The sequence below is a fragment of the Ensifer sp. 4252 genome (genome assembly GCF_050434565.1).
GTDB lineage: Bacteria > Pseudomonadota > Alphaproteobacteria > Rhizobiales > Rhizobiaceae > Ensifer.
The window spans coordinates 278,800-292,081 of record NZ_JBNDIU010000001.1 but is presented as its reverse complement, the minus strand read 5'-3'; the positions used below and the strand labels follow the sequence as shown (position 1 = coordinate 292,081).

The following is a 13,282-nucleotide window of genomic DNA, read 5'->3' as shown; positions in this document are numbered from 1 at the left end:
GCCGCTGGCCACTTCTCGTGGCCTAGCGCTTCCCGCGCGGCGGCCGTGTTCCGGGCGTCTTGCGCGGGCCCGAGCGATCGCGGCGCCCCGATTTGTGGAAGGAGCGCGTGGCGGTCGGCATCTTACGGCCTTCGCTGATCATCTCGAAGCGAAGCGCGCCGGCAAGCGGCACGGCTTCGACCAATTTGACCTGCACCTGATCGCCGAGACGAAAGCCGAGGCCGGTCTTTTCGCCGGAAAGGGCCTGATGCGCCTCATCATAGATGAAGTAGTCTCGTCCGAGCGTAGATATAGGCACGAACCCGTTGGCGCCATAGGCCGGCAGAGTGACAAAAAGTCCCGCCTTGGTGACGCCGGCAACACGGCCTTCGAATTCCTCGCCGATGCGGCCGTTCAGGTGGTGGGCGATCAGCCGGTCGACGGTGTCGCGCTCGGCGGCCATGGCCCGGCGCTCAAAGGTGGAGATCTCAGCGGCGATATCGTCGAGCACAGCTTCTTCCGGCGGTGTGAGACCGCCTTCGCCAAGCCCGAGCGAGGCGACCAGCGCCCGGTGCACGATCAGATCGGCGTAGCGCCGGATCGGCGAGGTGAAGTGCGCATATTTCAAGAGGTTGAGGCCGAAATGGCCAATATTCTCAGGGCTGTAGATCGCCTGGCTCTGGGAGCGCAGCACCATCTCGTTGACCATCGTTTCGAACGGCTTGCCCTCGGCCTTGGCCAGGATGCCGTTGAAGTGGTTCGAGCGCATGTTGCCGCCCTTGACCAGCGCGATGTCGAGCGTGGCGAGGAACTCGCGCAGGCTCTCCTGCTTGGCCAGCGACGGCTGGTCGTGCACACGATAGATCAGCACCTGGCGCTTCTGCTCGAGCGTCTCGGCGGCGGCGACGTTCGCCTGGATCATCATTTCTTCGATCAGCTTGTGCGCGTCGAGGCGCTCCGGCACGAAGACGCGATCGACGGTGCCGTCGGGCTTCAGGATGATCTTGCGCTCGGGCATGTTCAGCTCGAGCGGCTGGCGGCGGTCACGACCACGCGTGAGCGTGCGATAGGCCTCCCAGAGCGGCTTCAGGATCGTGTCGAGGATCGGACCGGTCTTGTCGTCGGGGTTGCCGTCGATGGCGGCCTGAGCCTGCTGGTAGGACAGCTTGGCCGCGCTCTTCATCATGATGCGATGGAAGGTATGGCCCGCCTTGCGGCCTTCCTTGGAAAAGCGCATGCGCACGGCGAGCGCCGGCCGGTCGACACCTTCCTTGAGCGAGCAGAGATCGTTGGATATCCGCTCGGGCAACATGGGAACGACACGATCGGGGAAATAGACCGAGTTGCCGCGCTTCAGCGCTTCGAGGTCGAGTGCCGATTTCGGCCGGACATACCAGGAGACGTCGGCAATCGCGACGGTGACGATGACGCCGCCCGGATTGTCCTCCGACGGGTCCGGCTCTGCGTGAACAGCGTCGTCGTGGTCCTTCGCATCGGCCGGATCGATGGTGATCAGTGGCAGAGAACGCCAGTCTTCCCGATGCGCCATGCTGGCCGGGCCGGCGTCTTCCGCTTCCTTCAGCACGCGTTCCGGAAAGACATGCGGGATGCCATGGGCATAGATGGCGATCATCGAGATCGCCTTTTCCGAAGCGACCGAACCGACGACATTTTGAACCTGGGCGCGCGGCAGGCCGTAGCGGCCAAGACGTGTGAGCTGAACTTCGATCAGATCGCCGTCCTTCGCGTCACCGACGAAGTCCGGATCAACAAGGATTTCCTCGCCGCGCTTTTCGATCGGCATCAGGCGTCCGCCGCCGCCAGGCGTGGCGCGGAAGACGCCGAGGACGGCGTCCCGACGCTTGTCGAGGACCTTGATGATACGCGCGGTATAGGCCGGACCGCCACGGTCCTTGGCCGGGAAGATCTTGGCAAGCACGCGGTCGCCGAGGCCGCCGACCGGCGTCTTGCCCTTGTCCTTGCCGACAGTCGACTGCTTGATCAGCACTGCCGGTGCGACGCCGTCATCGTCCAGCCATTCGGCCGGGCGGCCGATCAGTTCGCCGTCGACGTCACGCATGGTGATATCGAGCACGGTAACCGGGGGAAGGGCGCCCGGGCGCACGAGCGACTTGCGTTTCTTCTCGACTAGCCCGTCTGCTTCCAGCGAACGCAGCAACGCCTTGAGTTCGATGCGGGTGTCGCCCTTCAAACCGAAGGCCTTGGCAATTTCACGCTTGGAGGCGCGTTCCGGATTTTCGGCGATGAAGCGCATCAGCACGTCGCGCGGGGGAACGGCGCCGTGGATGATCGAGGTTTTCTCCGGCGCCGGCGCGGCCTTTGCCGCGCGGCCCTCTTTCCTGCCGGAACCTTTTCCGGATCTTTCGGTCGGGTCGCGCGGTATTCTGGTCAAGGTCAGTCCTTCTTGGCCTTCGCGGCCGTCTTTGGTTTTGCCTTGGCAGGCGCCTTAGGCTTGGTCGTCTTCTTGGCCTTGGCCGCGCCGTCTGTCGCAGCCTTGGACGACTTCGTCGCCTTTGCCTTCGTTGCCTTGCCCTTGCCGGTGCCGCTCTTGGCGGCACGTTCGGCAATGAGCGCGAGCGCCTCTTCGACCGTTACCGACTGCGGATCCTTGCCTTGCGGCAAGGTTGCGTTGACCTTGCCCCAGTTGACATAGGGCCCGTAGCGTCCGTCGCGGACGGTGATGGCGCCGCCTTCGGCGTGGTCACCCAGTTCCTTCAGCGCAACCGCCGCGCCGCGTCCACGACCGGCTCCGGCCTTGGATTGCTTGTCGGCAATCACCGAGACGGCGCGGTTCAGGCCGATCGAGAAGACGTCTTCGATCGATTCGAGGTTCGCATAGGTGCCGTCATGCAGCACGAAGGGTCCGTAGCGGCCAAGGCCCGATGAAATCATCTTGCCGGTTTCGGGGTGCGCGCCGATGTCGCGCGGCAGCGAGAGCAGGGCGACAGCCTTCTCATGGTCGATGGAGGATGGCGTCCAGCCCTTGGGCAAGCTCGAACGCTTGGCTTCCTTGCCGTCGCCGCGCTGTACATAGGGGCCGAAGCGGCCGCTGCGCAGCGTGATTTCCTCGCCGGTATGCGGATCCTTGCCGAGCGCCTGCGGTTCGTTCGAGACCGAAGCCTCGGCGTCGCTGTTGCCGTCAGACGAAAGCTGGCGGGTGAAGTTGCATTCGGGGTAGTTCGAGCAGCCGACGAACGCGCCGTACTTGCCGAGCTTCAGCGACAGCTTGCCGGTGCCGCAGACCTGGCAGATGCGCGGATCGCTACCGTCTTCGCGCTTGGGGAAGACCAGCGGCGCCAGCTCCTCGTTCAGCGCGTCGAGCACGTTGGTTACGCGCAGTTCCTTGGTTTCTTCGATCTGCGCAAAGAAGTCCTTCCAGAAGTCGCGAAGAACGTCCTTCCAGTTGACCTCGCCCGCCGAAACCTGGTCGAGCTTTTCTTCGAGTGACGCCGTGAAGTCGTAGCCGACATAGCGTGTGAAGAAGCTTTCCAGGAACGCCGTGACGAGCCGCCCCTTGGCCTGGGGCACGAGCTTGCGCTTGTCGTTGGTGATGTAGTCGCGATCGAGCAGGGTCGTTACCGTCGCGGCATAGGTGGAGGGCCGGCCGATGCCGAGCTCTTCCATCTTCTTGATCAGCGTTGCTTCCGAGTAGCGCGGCGGCGGCTCGGTGAAATGCTGCGAGGCATTGATCTTCTGCTTTGCCAGGCTTTCGCGCGCGTTGATCTCCGGCAGGCGGCCATCTTCGTCGCCGTCGTCAGTCTGCTCGCCGTCTTCCTTGGCGTCGGTATAGGCGGCAATGAAGCCGTCGAAACGGATGACCGAGCCGGTGGCGCGCAGGCCGGCCTTGTTGCCACCGTTGTCGGCGGTGATCTCGGCGGTCGTGCGTTCGATCTCGGCGGAGGCCATCTGGCTGGCGATGCCGCGCTTCCAGACGAGATCGTAGAGCTTCAGCATGTCGCCGTCGAGGAAGCGGCGGACCTGGTCCGGTGTTCTGTTGAAGTCTGTCGGGCGAATGGCTTCGTGCGCTTCCTGGGCGTTTTTCGCCTTGGTGGAATAGAAACGCGGCTTTTCCGGCAGGTAGCGGTCGCCAAACTGGCTTCCGATCGCCTCACGTGCGGCCTCGATCGATTCCGGCGCCATCTGCACGCCGTCGGTACGCATATAGGTGATCAGACCGACGGTTTCTCCGCCGATGTCCACACCTTCATAGAGCTTCTGCGCGACCTGCATGGTGCGCGACGCGGAGAAGCCGAGCTTCGACGACGCAGCCTGCTGCAGGGTCGATGTCGTAAACGGCGGCGAGGGGTTTCGCTTGACCGGCTTGGCCTCGATGCTGTCGACGACATAGGTCGCGCCATCGAGCAGGGACTTCAGCCGGTTGGCTTCCTCGCCGTTGCCGACCGCACGCGGAGCCAGCCGCTTTCCGTCGGCCGAAACAAGTCGCGCCTCGAATTCGTCACCGCGCGGCGTTTTCAAGAGTGCCGACAGGTTCCAGTATTCTTCGGAGATGAAGCGTTCGATTTCCGATTCGCGGTCGCAGACGAGCCGCAGCGTGACCGACTGGACGCGGCCGGCGGAGCGGGCGCCGGGCAGCTTGCGCCAAAGCACCGGCGACAGGTTGAAGCCGACGAGATAGTCGAGTGCGCGGCGGGCGAGATAGGCATCGACCAGGGGAATGTCGAGATCGCGCGGATGGGCGATCGCGTCAAGCACGGCCTTCTTGGTGATGGCATTGAAGGCCACGCGTTTGACCGGCTTGTCGCCCAGCACCTTCTTCTTCCGGAGAAGATCGAGCACATGCCAGGAGATCGCTTCACCTTCGCGATCCGGGTCGGTCGCGAGGATGAGGCCATCAGATGCCTTCACGGCATCGGCAATATCCTTCATGCGTTTGGCCGACGCGGCGTCGACCTCCCAGGACATCTCAAAATCTTCGTCAGGACGAACCGAGCCGTCCTTGGCAGGCAGATCCCGCACATGGCCGAACGAGGCAAGAACCTTGTAGCCGGGGCCGAGGTACTTGTTGATCGTCTTTGCCTTCGAAGGCGATTCCACCACTACAACATTCATCGTCATTTTTCTGAGACAACCGGGTTTGGTCTTGCGTCAGCGCTGTTTGCACTGAGCATCGCCGAATATCGATGCCCCGAAATGGACAGGGATTCGAGCGGGGTCAAGGGGTTTCATTCAAAATAGCGACAGCGCTGCGTTATGCAGCTATCGAGAGAATAGATAATTAATTCTCCTTGTGATTGAGTCGCACGTGTTTTCTTCGTATTGGCGAATGTGCTTTTGTGTCGCCGGTTGTCAGCTGGATAGGGCGCAAACAAGAAGTTTTATTGCTCCGCATTGAGTGACACCAGCCCGCCAGCATGGCGGTTGAGGCGTCCTGCAAGGTCAAGCTCGAGCAGCACCAGGTAGACTTCGGCTGCGGGCAGCCCGGTGTGGCGGATGACATCATCAATTTCGGCCGGTGTCGGGCCTAATGCGTCGATGATCGCTGCCCGGTCGCCGTCGCCAAGTGACGCCGGCCGTCTCGGTGGGGCCTCATGGCTCGGCTCGTCGGCCCCTGCCGGCAAGGGCAGCTTGTATTGGCTGAGAGGCGCAAGCGCGCCGAGAACATCGTCGGACGTCGTCGTGACGATCGCGCCCTGCTTGAGCAGATCGTTGGTTCCGTGGCAGCGCGGGTCGAGCGGCGAGCCGGGAACGGCAAAGACCAGGCGGCCGAAATCAGCGGCATAGCGGGCAGTGATCAAGGAGCCCGAGCGGTTGGCTGCCTCGACGATCGCCACGCCGAGACTGATGCCGGCGATCAGACGGTTGCGTCTCGGGAAATCGCGAGCGCGCGGCTCCCAGCCGAACGGCATCTCGCTGACTGCCAGGCCTTGACCCGCCATGATGTCATTGAGCAGTCCGACATTCTCCGGTGGATAGGGTCGGTCGAGACCGCCGGCAAGCACCGCGATCGTGCCGGTGTCCAGGCTTGCCCGGTGGGCGGCGGTGTCGATGCCGCGCGCAAGTCCTGAGGTGATGACGTAGCCCGCCCGCCCGGCATCGCGCGCGATCATCGCTGCAAACTTGGCGCCGCTGACCGAGGCGTTGCGCGAACCGACGATGCCGAGAGAAGATCGCGTCGTGGCGTCGAGGTTGCCTTTGACGGCGAGAAGCGGAGGAGCGCCGTCGATCTGGCGAAGGGCGAAAGGATAGTTCGGTTCGCCGATGCCGACGAAGGTCGCTCCGAATCGGTGTCCAATCTCAAGCTCCCGTTCCGCTTCGGCGATGGTGGCGACGCGAAACGTCCGCGCTCCGGCGCCGCGCCGGGATAGTTCGGGCAACGCGTCAAGTGCCGCTTCGGCCGTGCCGAAATGATTGATGAGGTCGCGGAACGTGGCGGGGCCGACATTGTCGCTGCGGATCAGCCGCAGCCAGGAAATCTTCTGTCGTTCGGTCAGCGCAACTCCGGTCCGTCGTGCACTGACGTCCAACATCATCCCTTGTCTCCGATCCTGCTCTCGGTGCCTGCAAGCAGCCGCTGGATATTGGCGCGGTGTTTCACCCACGCAATCAGGGTCATGACCGCAAACAGCAGAGCGACTTTCTCGTGTCCCGAGATATAGAGTACAACCGGAATGACCGCAGTTGCAACCAGCGCCGACAGGGAGGAGTAACGGCTGATTTTTGCCATCGCCAACCAGATTGCCGCAAAGACAAGAACCATCCACGGCACGAGGCCGAACAGCACGCCGATATAGGTGGCGACGCCCTTGCCGCCCTTGAAGCCGAGCCAGACCGGGAAGAGATGGCCGAGGAAAGCGGCAAGGCCGGCAGCGATGCCGGCTTCGACGCCCCAGAGAGAAGCGATCGCGGCAGCGGCGGTGCCTTTCAAGGCGTCAAGCAGGAGGGTTGCCGCGGCAAGCTTCTTGTTGCCGGTTCTGAGCACATTGGTGGCGCCGATATTTCCCGAGCCGATCTTGCGAACGTCGCCAAGGCCGGCCATGCGCGTCAGGATCAGCCCGAAGGGGATCGAGCCGAGCAGATAGCCGAAAGCAAGGCTCAAGACCGTCGAGGGCAGCCCGAGCTGCCAGGAAAAAAGATTCACCGATTCCTCCCGCGCGACCGCTGTCGCCTATGCCGAATGCACAAGCTTGCCGGCAACATAGGTTTGCACAACCCGTCCGGTAAAGCGCGCATTTTCGAATGGCGTGTTCTTCGACCGCGAAACGATCGCTTCCTTGTAGAGGACCCAGGGCTCTTCGAGATCGACGACGGTGATGTCGGCCTTGGCGCCCAGCTTCAAGGTGCCGGCATCAAGTCCGAAGATCGCCGCCGGACGAGTGGACATCGCATCGATAAGGCGCATCAGCGGAACCTGGCCGCTGTTGTGCAGGCGAAGTGCTGCGGCAAGCATCGTCTCAAGCCCGATCGCGCCATTCTCCGCATCAGAAAAGGGCAGGCGCTTGGTGTCCACATCCTGCGGATCATGCGAGGAAACGATGATGTCGATGGTGCCGTTGGCGAGAGCTTCCGCCATCGCGACTCGGTCGTCCTCGCGGCGCAGCGGCGGCGCAAGCTTGAAGAAGGTCCGGTACTCGCCGATGTCGTTCTCGTTGAGTGTCAGATGGTTGATCGAGATACCGCAGGTGACGTTGGCGCCGCGGTTGCGGGCGGTCAGAACGGCTTCGGCGGATTCGGGAACCGAGATCTTGGCGGCGTGGTAGGCGGCCCTGGTAAGGCCGGCGATACGCAGGTCGCGCTCGAGCGGGATGATTTCCGCTTCGCGCGGCACGCCGGCAAGACCGAGCCAGCTTGCAAGCAGCCCTTCGTTCATCACGCCGTTACCGAGATACTTGTCGCGCGTTTCGAGCGCGATCACGGCGCCGAACTCGCGGGCATAGGTCATGGCCCGGCGCAGCATCAGCGTATCGTGGATCGCCCTGCGTCCGTTGGTGAAGCAGACGGCACCGGCTTCCCGAAGCAGTCCGAACTCGGTCATCTCTTCGCCGGCAAGACCCTTGGTCATCGCCGCTGCCGGGTAGACATTGACGAGCGCCTTGTCGCGCGCCGTCTTCTGCATGAACTCGACAAGTGCGATGTCGTCGATCACTGGATCCGTGTCCGGCATCGAGATGAAGGAAGTGACGCCGCCGACGGCTGCCGCGCGCGATGCCGATTCGATCGTTTCGCGGTGCTCGGCACCTGGCTCTCCGACAAACACGCGCGCGTCGACGAGGCCCGGAACGGCCGTCAGTCCGTCGCAGTCCTTGACGAAGGCACCATCCGGCGTGCCCTGGTTGAGGGCATCCTGGCCCGCCGCCAGGATACGGCCGTCGTCGCCGACTATGATCGTGCCTGTTTCGTCGAGGTTGCGGGACGGATCGACGATACGAAGGTTTCTAAGAACGAGCGGTCTGGTCATATGCGTGGCCCCTGGTTCTGCGAAAGAAGAAGCGTTTCCATCACCGCCATGCGCACGGCGACACCCATTTCGACCTGCTGCTCGATCACGCTCTGCGGCCCGTCTGCGATTTCGGACGCGATCTCGACGCCGCGGTTCATCGGCCCCGGATGCATGACGAGTGCGTCGTCCTTGGCGGCTTTCAGTTTTTCGGCATCGAGGCCGTAGTAGTGGAAGTATTCGCGCACCGACGGCACGAAGGAGCCGGCCATGCGCTCGCGCTGTAGGCGCAGCATCATCACCACATCAGCATCCTTCAATCCCTCGGCCATCGAGTGATAGACCTCGACGCCCATGTCGGCGATCCCGGTTGGCAGCAAGGTCGCCGGTGCGACGACGCGCACCCGGGCGCCCATCTGGTTGAGCAGAAGGATGTTGGAGCGGGCGACACGCGAATGCAGCACGTCACCGCAGATGGCAACGATGATGCGCGAAAGCTTGCCCTTGATGCGGCGGATCGTCAGCGCGTCGAGCAGCGCCTGGGTCGGGTGTTCGTGCTGGCCGTCGCCGGCATTGACCACCGAGCAGGAAATCTTGTGTGCTAGAAGTGCTGCCGCACCTGCCGAGGAATGACGCACGACCAGCACGTCCGGGTGCATGGCGTTGAGCGTCATTGCCGTATCGATCAGCGTTTCGCCCTTCTTCACCGACGAGTTGCCGACCGACATGTTCATCACGTCGGCGCCAAGCCGCTTGCCGGCGAGTTCGAAGGAGGATTGCGTTCTCGTGGATGCCTCGAAGAAGAGGTTGATCTGCGTCAGTCCACGAAGGGTGGACGTCTTCTTCTCTCTCTGACGGGAGATCTTGACGGCTTCATCGGCGCGATCGAGCAGGTAGGTGATGTCCTGCTCTGTAAGACCTTTGATGCCGAGCAGGTGGCGATGCGGAAAAGTGATCATGGGCCGCCCTTGCGCTCTGGAATGTGGCTCGCTCTATAAGACCTGACCCCCGGCACGGCAAGCGGTGCACGAGCCCTTCCGCAGAAAACTTGGGTGCGGCATCCTATCTTTCCCTGGCCCCGTTTCGTGGTCGGCAAAGTTGCGCTAGAACCGGCCCATGAATCAGATGAACCGGACCGAACAGAAACTCGCCGAGCTGAACCAGCCCAAGCCCTGGTCCGGCATCAATGCCTATCGTTCCGATCCGCTGGTCGTGGACATCACGTCGGGCATGACGAAGGCCCTGCGCGACGAGTTCGATACGCTCGGGCGTTATGTGACTTCGCCGGAGGCGCAGGAACTGGCGCGCATGGCGAACGAGGGCGTGCCGAAGCTGAAGACGCATGGGCCGCGCGGCGAACGCCTTGATGTCGTCGAGTTTCATCCGGCCTGGCATGCCCTGATGCGACGCTCCATGACGTCGGGTCTGCACGCATCGGCCTGGGAAAACTTGGCCGACGAGCGCAATCAGTCGCACAAGACGCGAGCGATCCGTTTCTACCTGACGGCTCAGCTGGAATGCGGCCATCTTTGCCCGCTGACGATGACCAGCGCTTCGCTTGCTGCGATCACCGCCTCGCCCGCCGTGCAGAAGGAATGGGCACCGAAGATCCTGTCGCGCAAATACGATTCGTCGAACAAGCCATGGATGCAGAAGTCTGCCGTCACCGTCGGCATGGGCATGACGGAAAAGCAGGGCGGCACCGACGTGCGCGCCAATACCTCGACCGCCGAGCGCGTGGGTGAGGGCATCTATCGTCTCAACGGCCACAAGTGGTTCATGTCGGCGCCGATGAGCGACGCCTTCGTGATGCTGGCGCAGACCCGCGACGGGCTCGGCTGCTTCCTGGTGCCGAGGCTGCTGGAAGACGGCGGCACCAACGGCCTGCGCTTCCAGCGCCTGAAAGACAAGCTCGGCAATCGCTCGAACGCCTCCTCCGAAGTCGAATTTTCCGACACGTTCGGTTTCGTGCTCGGCGCTCCGGACGCCGGCATCCGCACCATTCTCGACATGGTAACGCTAACGCGCCTCGATTGCGCGCTGGCGTCCGCCGGCATCATGCGGGCGTCGCTCGCCGAGGCCGTCCACCACACGCGTGGCCGCAAGGTTTTCGGCAAGCCGCTTGTCAGCCAGCCGATGATGACCCGGGTTCTCGCCGATATGGCGCTCGACGTCGCTGCCGCCAGTGCCTTGTCGTTCCGCCTTGCGGACGCCTTCGACAAGGCTCATGGCAGTGCCGAAGAGGCCGCCTATGCGCGCGTCATGACGCCGGTTGCGAAATACTGGTGCTGCAAGATCGCCCCGGCGCTGATTTACGAGGCGATGGAATGCCTCGGCGGCAACGGCTACGTCGAAGAGCGGGCGTTGGCCCGGCACTATCGCGAAGCGCCGGTCAACGCCATCTGGGAGGGCTCCGGCAACGTCATGGCGCTGGATGTCTTGCGCGTGCTGCTCAAGCGCAAGGATCTCTTCGAGCAGTTGTTTGCCGTCCTCAGCCGCGATCTCGGACCCGCCGGGCGCAAGACAATCGACGTGCTGCGCGCGGCGATGTCGCTCTGCGAGCGCGACGAAGGCGCTGCCCGTATGCTGGTCGAGCAACTGGCTCTGGCCGCCGCTGCCGCCGAACTCTATCGGCTCGGTGCCGGCCGCATCGCTGATGCCTTCCTCGAATCTCGCCTTGCCGCCGGCTGGCGATCGACCTACGGCATGCTCGATTCGCGCTTTGATTCGGCCTACATCCTCGATCTGCTCTATCCCGCCGCCACGTAGGCGGTCACGGACAGCACCAGCGGTATCGTGAAGAAGGAGACGACGGTCTGGACCGTCGCCACCGCGGCATAGAGTTCGGCGTCGCCCCCCATTTGCTTGGCCAGAAGATAGCCGTTCATTGCGGTCGGAACTGCAGCGCCAAGGGCAATAACGCACAGCGCATCGCCGCGGATGCCGAGCAGGAAGCTGGCGCCTACCATGAATACCGGCATGACGATCAGCTTCAGGACGACGGCCAGCATCGCCGATCCGCTCGGCTTCAACGCGTCGGACACCCGCAATCCGGCGCCGACCATCACCAGCCCGAGGCTGAGCGAGGCGCTTGCCAGCATGTCGATGGTCGTCATCACTGGCCCGTAGACCGTTATGCCCGCCCGGTTGAACACGATGCCCAGCACCGAGGCGACAATTAACGGATTGGTGACGATCTTGGCAAAGAAACGCCGGAAATCCCGGTTGCCACCGCCGAACCAAACCAGCACGCCGACGTTGTAGAGATTGATCGGGATGATCACGAGCGTCATCACCAGTGCCGTCAGCGTCAGCCCGATCGGCCCGTAAAGCTTTTGGGCGATCGCCAGTGCCATGAACCCGTTCCAGCGTGTCGCCGTCTGGAAGACGGAGGTGAAGGAAGCGCCCGAAACCTCTCTGTTTCGAAACAGCGGCCAGAGAAAGAGGACGAAGACCGACATCAGGCTGACACTGCCGATCGTGGCGATTGCCGTAGCATCCGCCTTCATGCCGGAAAAATCGGCCTGGGCCAACGTCGAAAACAAGAGGGCAGGGAAGAGAATGTAATAGCCGAACTGTTCGAGGCCCAGCCAGAGGCCCTGATCGACGAGCGTCGTGCGCTTCAGCCACGCACCGAGCAGCACCAGAAGGAAGATGGGAAGGATACTTTCAAAGACGATGATCATGGCAGGGCCTGCGCGGGAGGAGGGCCCACCGTTACTGCATAATCCCTCAAACCGGAATCAAATTAAGACGAAAATTGTCCGGCACGTTCAGGCTTTGCGGGCGCCTTACGGATGGCCGCGCTGACTGCAACCGGGCATGAGCCTGTGAAAATTAACCTTAACAAATGGTTTACATTGCGCGATCGGCGGTGAGCGTGGACAGTGGCTGGGTAACGCAAAGAAATCCGGAACGGAGCGGTTCGGTGAGAACTGGTCTTTTGATCATCATGATGATGTTTTTCGCCGGACTGGCGCTCGATATCGTGGTCCCCGCGATCGTGCTGCTTGCCTTGGTACTGGCAGACCGTGCGATCTATCCACTGTTCTATCGACGCATATCGGAAAGGGGGGCCGCATGAAGTGGTTTCTGATCCTGTGGGCATGCCCCGTCATGCTTTTGGCCGCCTGGTACGGCCTTTCCTACTACGACATGAGCTTCGGCTTCTTCATGCTGACGCGCCAGACCCATGACCTGGTCTTCCAGATCTATGGCAACGTGCTCGGCATTCCGCCGGAAAGCATTCCGCCGCTCGTCGCCCGCGCCATCATTGTCGACAGCTTCATCGTTTTCGGCATCATTGCTTTCCGCAAGCGTCGCGAGCTTGCAGCCTGGTATCGCCGCTGCTTCGGTGGCGTGGTCTCTCAGTCGGCCGATGCACCGTCCCTGGCAAGGGACGCCAGCCTGTCGAGCGCACCTTGAAGAATGAAGGATGCGGCAGCCGAGTCGATGCGCTCGGCCCGCTTCTTGCGTGATACGTCCATTTCGATCAGTACCCGCTCGGCCGCGACGGTCGAAAGCCGCTCATCCCAGTAGACGAAGGGCAGGGGCGTCTTCTCGACCATGTTTCGCACGAAAGCGCGGGTCGCCTGACACCGGGGCCCTTCGCTGCCGTCCATGTTGACAGGTAGACCGATGACGAAGGCGGAGACCCTTTCCTTTTCCGCGACGGCGAGAAGCGTCACCGCATCGATGCCGAACTTGACCCTCTTGATCACCTCGCGCGGCGTCGCGATCCGGCGTCCAAGGTCAGAGACGGAAATACCGATCGTCTTGGTGCCAAGATCGAGGCCGGCGATGGCCTGGTTGGGCTGAAGTTGGCTCGCGAGCTCTTCGATAGTCAGAATTGTCATTTGATTTGCCGATTCGATCTTTGCAGGTGTT

Annotated in this window: 11 protein-coding genes; 3 read left to right on the top strand and 8 right to left on the bottom strand. The window is 62.6% G+C overall.

Features of this window, described 5'->3' with window-relative positions:
• Nucleotides 1–22 precede the first annotated feature (22 nt).
• The 6 genes from rnr to ABIE33_RS01445 all read right to left on the bottom strand — a co-directional run bounded on the left by rnr (nucleotide 23) and on the right by ABIE33_RS01445 (nucleotide 9,354).
• Entirely contained in the window at nucleotides 23–2,392 is a 2,370-nt protein-coding gene (gene rnr / locus ABIE33_RS01470) for a ribonuclease R (RefSeq protein WP_429120481.1), read from the bottom strand.
• A 2-nt stretch (nucleotides 2,393–2,394) separates the two neighbouring features.
• The gene (topA, locus tag ABIE33_RS01465) at nucleotides 2,395–5,070 is read right to left on the bottom strand and encodes a type I DNA topoisomerase (protein ID WP_429120478.1); all 2,676 of its coding nucleotides are present in this window, start codon (nucleotides 5,068–5,070) and stop codon (nucleotides 2,395–2,397) included.
• Between the two features lie 266 nt (nucleotides 5,071–5,336).
• Entirely contained in the window at nucleotides 5,337–6,488 is a 1,152-nt protein-coding gene (dprA, locus tag ABIE33_RS01460; RefSeq protein ID WP_429120475.1) for a DNA-processing protein DprA, read from the bottom strand.
• A complete protein-coding gene (gene plsY / locus ABIE33_RS01455) occupies nucleotides 6,488–7,099 on the bottom strand; it encodes a glycerol-3-phosphate 1-O-acyltransferase PlsY (RefSeq protein ID WP_429120472.1) in 612 nt (203 codons plus the stop codon). The genes dprA and plsY overlap by 1 nt, the downstream gene beginning before the upstream one ends.
• A gap of 27 nt (nucleotides 7,100–7,126) precedes the next feature.
• A complete protein-coding gene (locus ABIE33_RS01450; protein ID WP_429120469.1) occupies nucleotides 7,127–8,416 on the bottom strand; it encodes a dihydroorotase in 1,290 nt (429 codons plus the stop codon).
• Complete coding sequence (locus tag ABIE33_RS01445; protein WP_429120466.1) at nucleotides 8,413–9,354, bottom strand: aspartate carbamoyltransferase catalytic subunit; 942 nt, start codon at nucleotides 9,352–9,354, stop codon at nucleotides 8,413–8,415. Before ABIE33_RS01445 ends, ABIE33_RS01450 begins: the two co-directional genes overlap by 4 nt.
• A 157-nt stretch (nucleotides 9,355–9,511) precedes the next feature.
• Here ABIE33_RS01445 and ABIE33_RS01440 point away from each other — a divergent pair, with 157 nt between their 5' ends.
• The gene (locus tag ABIE33_RS01440; protein WP_429120463.1) at nucleotides 9,512–11,164 is read left to right on the top strand and encodes an acyl-CoA dehydrogenase family protein; all 1,653 of its coding nucleotides are present in this window, start codon (nucleotides 9,512–9,514) and stop codon (nucleotides 11,162–11,164) included.
• Here ABIE33_RS01440 and ABIE33_RS01435 read toward each other — a convergent pair.
• Nucleotides 11,146–12,081, bottom strand: coding sequence for an AEC family transporter (locus ABIE33_RS01435; protein WP_429120460.1), 936 nt, complete (start codon nucleotides 12,079–12,081; stop codon nucleotides 11,146–11,148). The two genes, ABIE33_RS01440 and ABIE33_RS01435, sit on opposite strands and share 19 nt — an antisense overlap.
• A 242-nt stretch (nucleotides 12,082–12,323) precedes the next feature.
• Here ABIE33_RS01435 and ABIE33_RS01430 point away from each other — a divergent pair, with 242 nt between their 5' ends.
• Together ABIE33_RS01430 and ABIE33_RS01425 are read left to right on the top strand one after the other, a co-directional pair.
• A complete protein-coding gene (locus ABIE33_RS01430; protein ID WP_161491372.1) occupies nucleotides 12,324–12,479 on the top strand; it encodes a hypothetical protein in 156 nt (51 codons plus the stop codon).
• Nucleotides 12,476–12,820 carry a DUF6105 family protein gene (locus ABIE33_RS01425; RefSeq protein ID WP_429120457.1) on the top strand — a complete coding sequence of 115 codons (345 nt, stop codon included), beginning with the start codon at nucleotides 12,476–12,478 and terminating at the stop codon, nucleotides 12,818–12,820. Before ABIE33_RS01430 ends, ABIE33_RS01425 begins: the two co-directional genes overlap by 4 nt.
• Here ABIE33_RS01425 and ruvX read toward each other — a convergent pair.
• Nucleotides 12,763–13,251, bottom strand: coding sequence for a Holliday junction resolvase RuvX (gene ruvX / locus ABIE33_RS01420; RefSeq protein WP_429120455.1), 489 nt, complete (start codon nucleotides 13,249–13,251; stop codon nucleotides 12,763–12,765). The two genes, ABIE33_RS01425 and ruvX, sit on opposite strands and share 58 nt — an antisense overlap.
• Nucleotides 13,252–13,282: the final 31 nt, after the last annotated feature.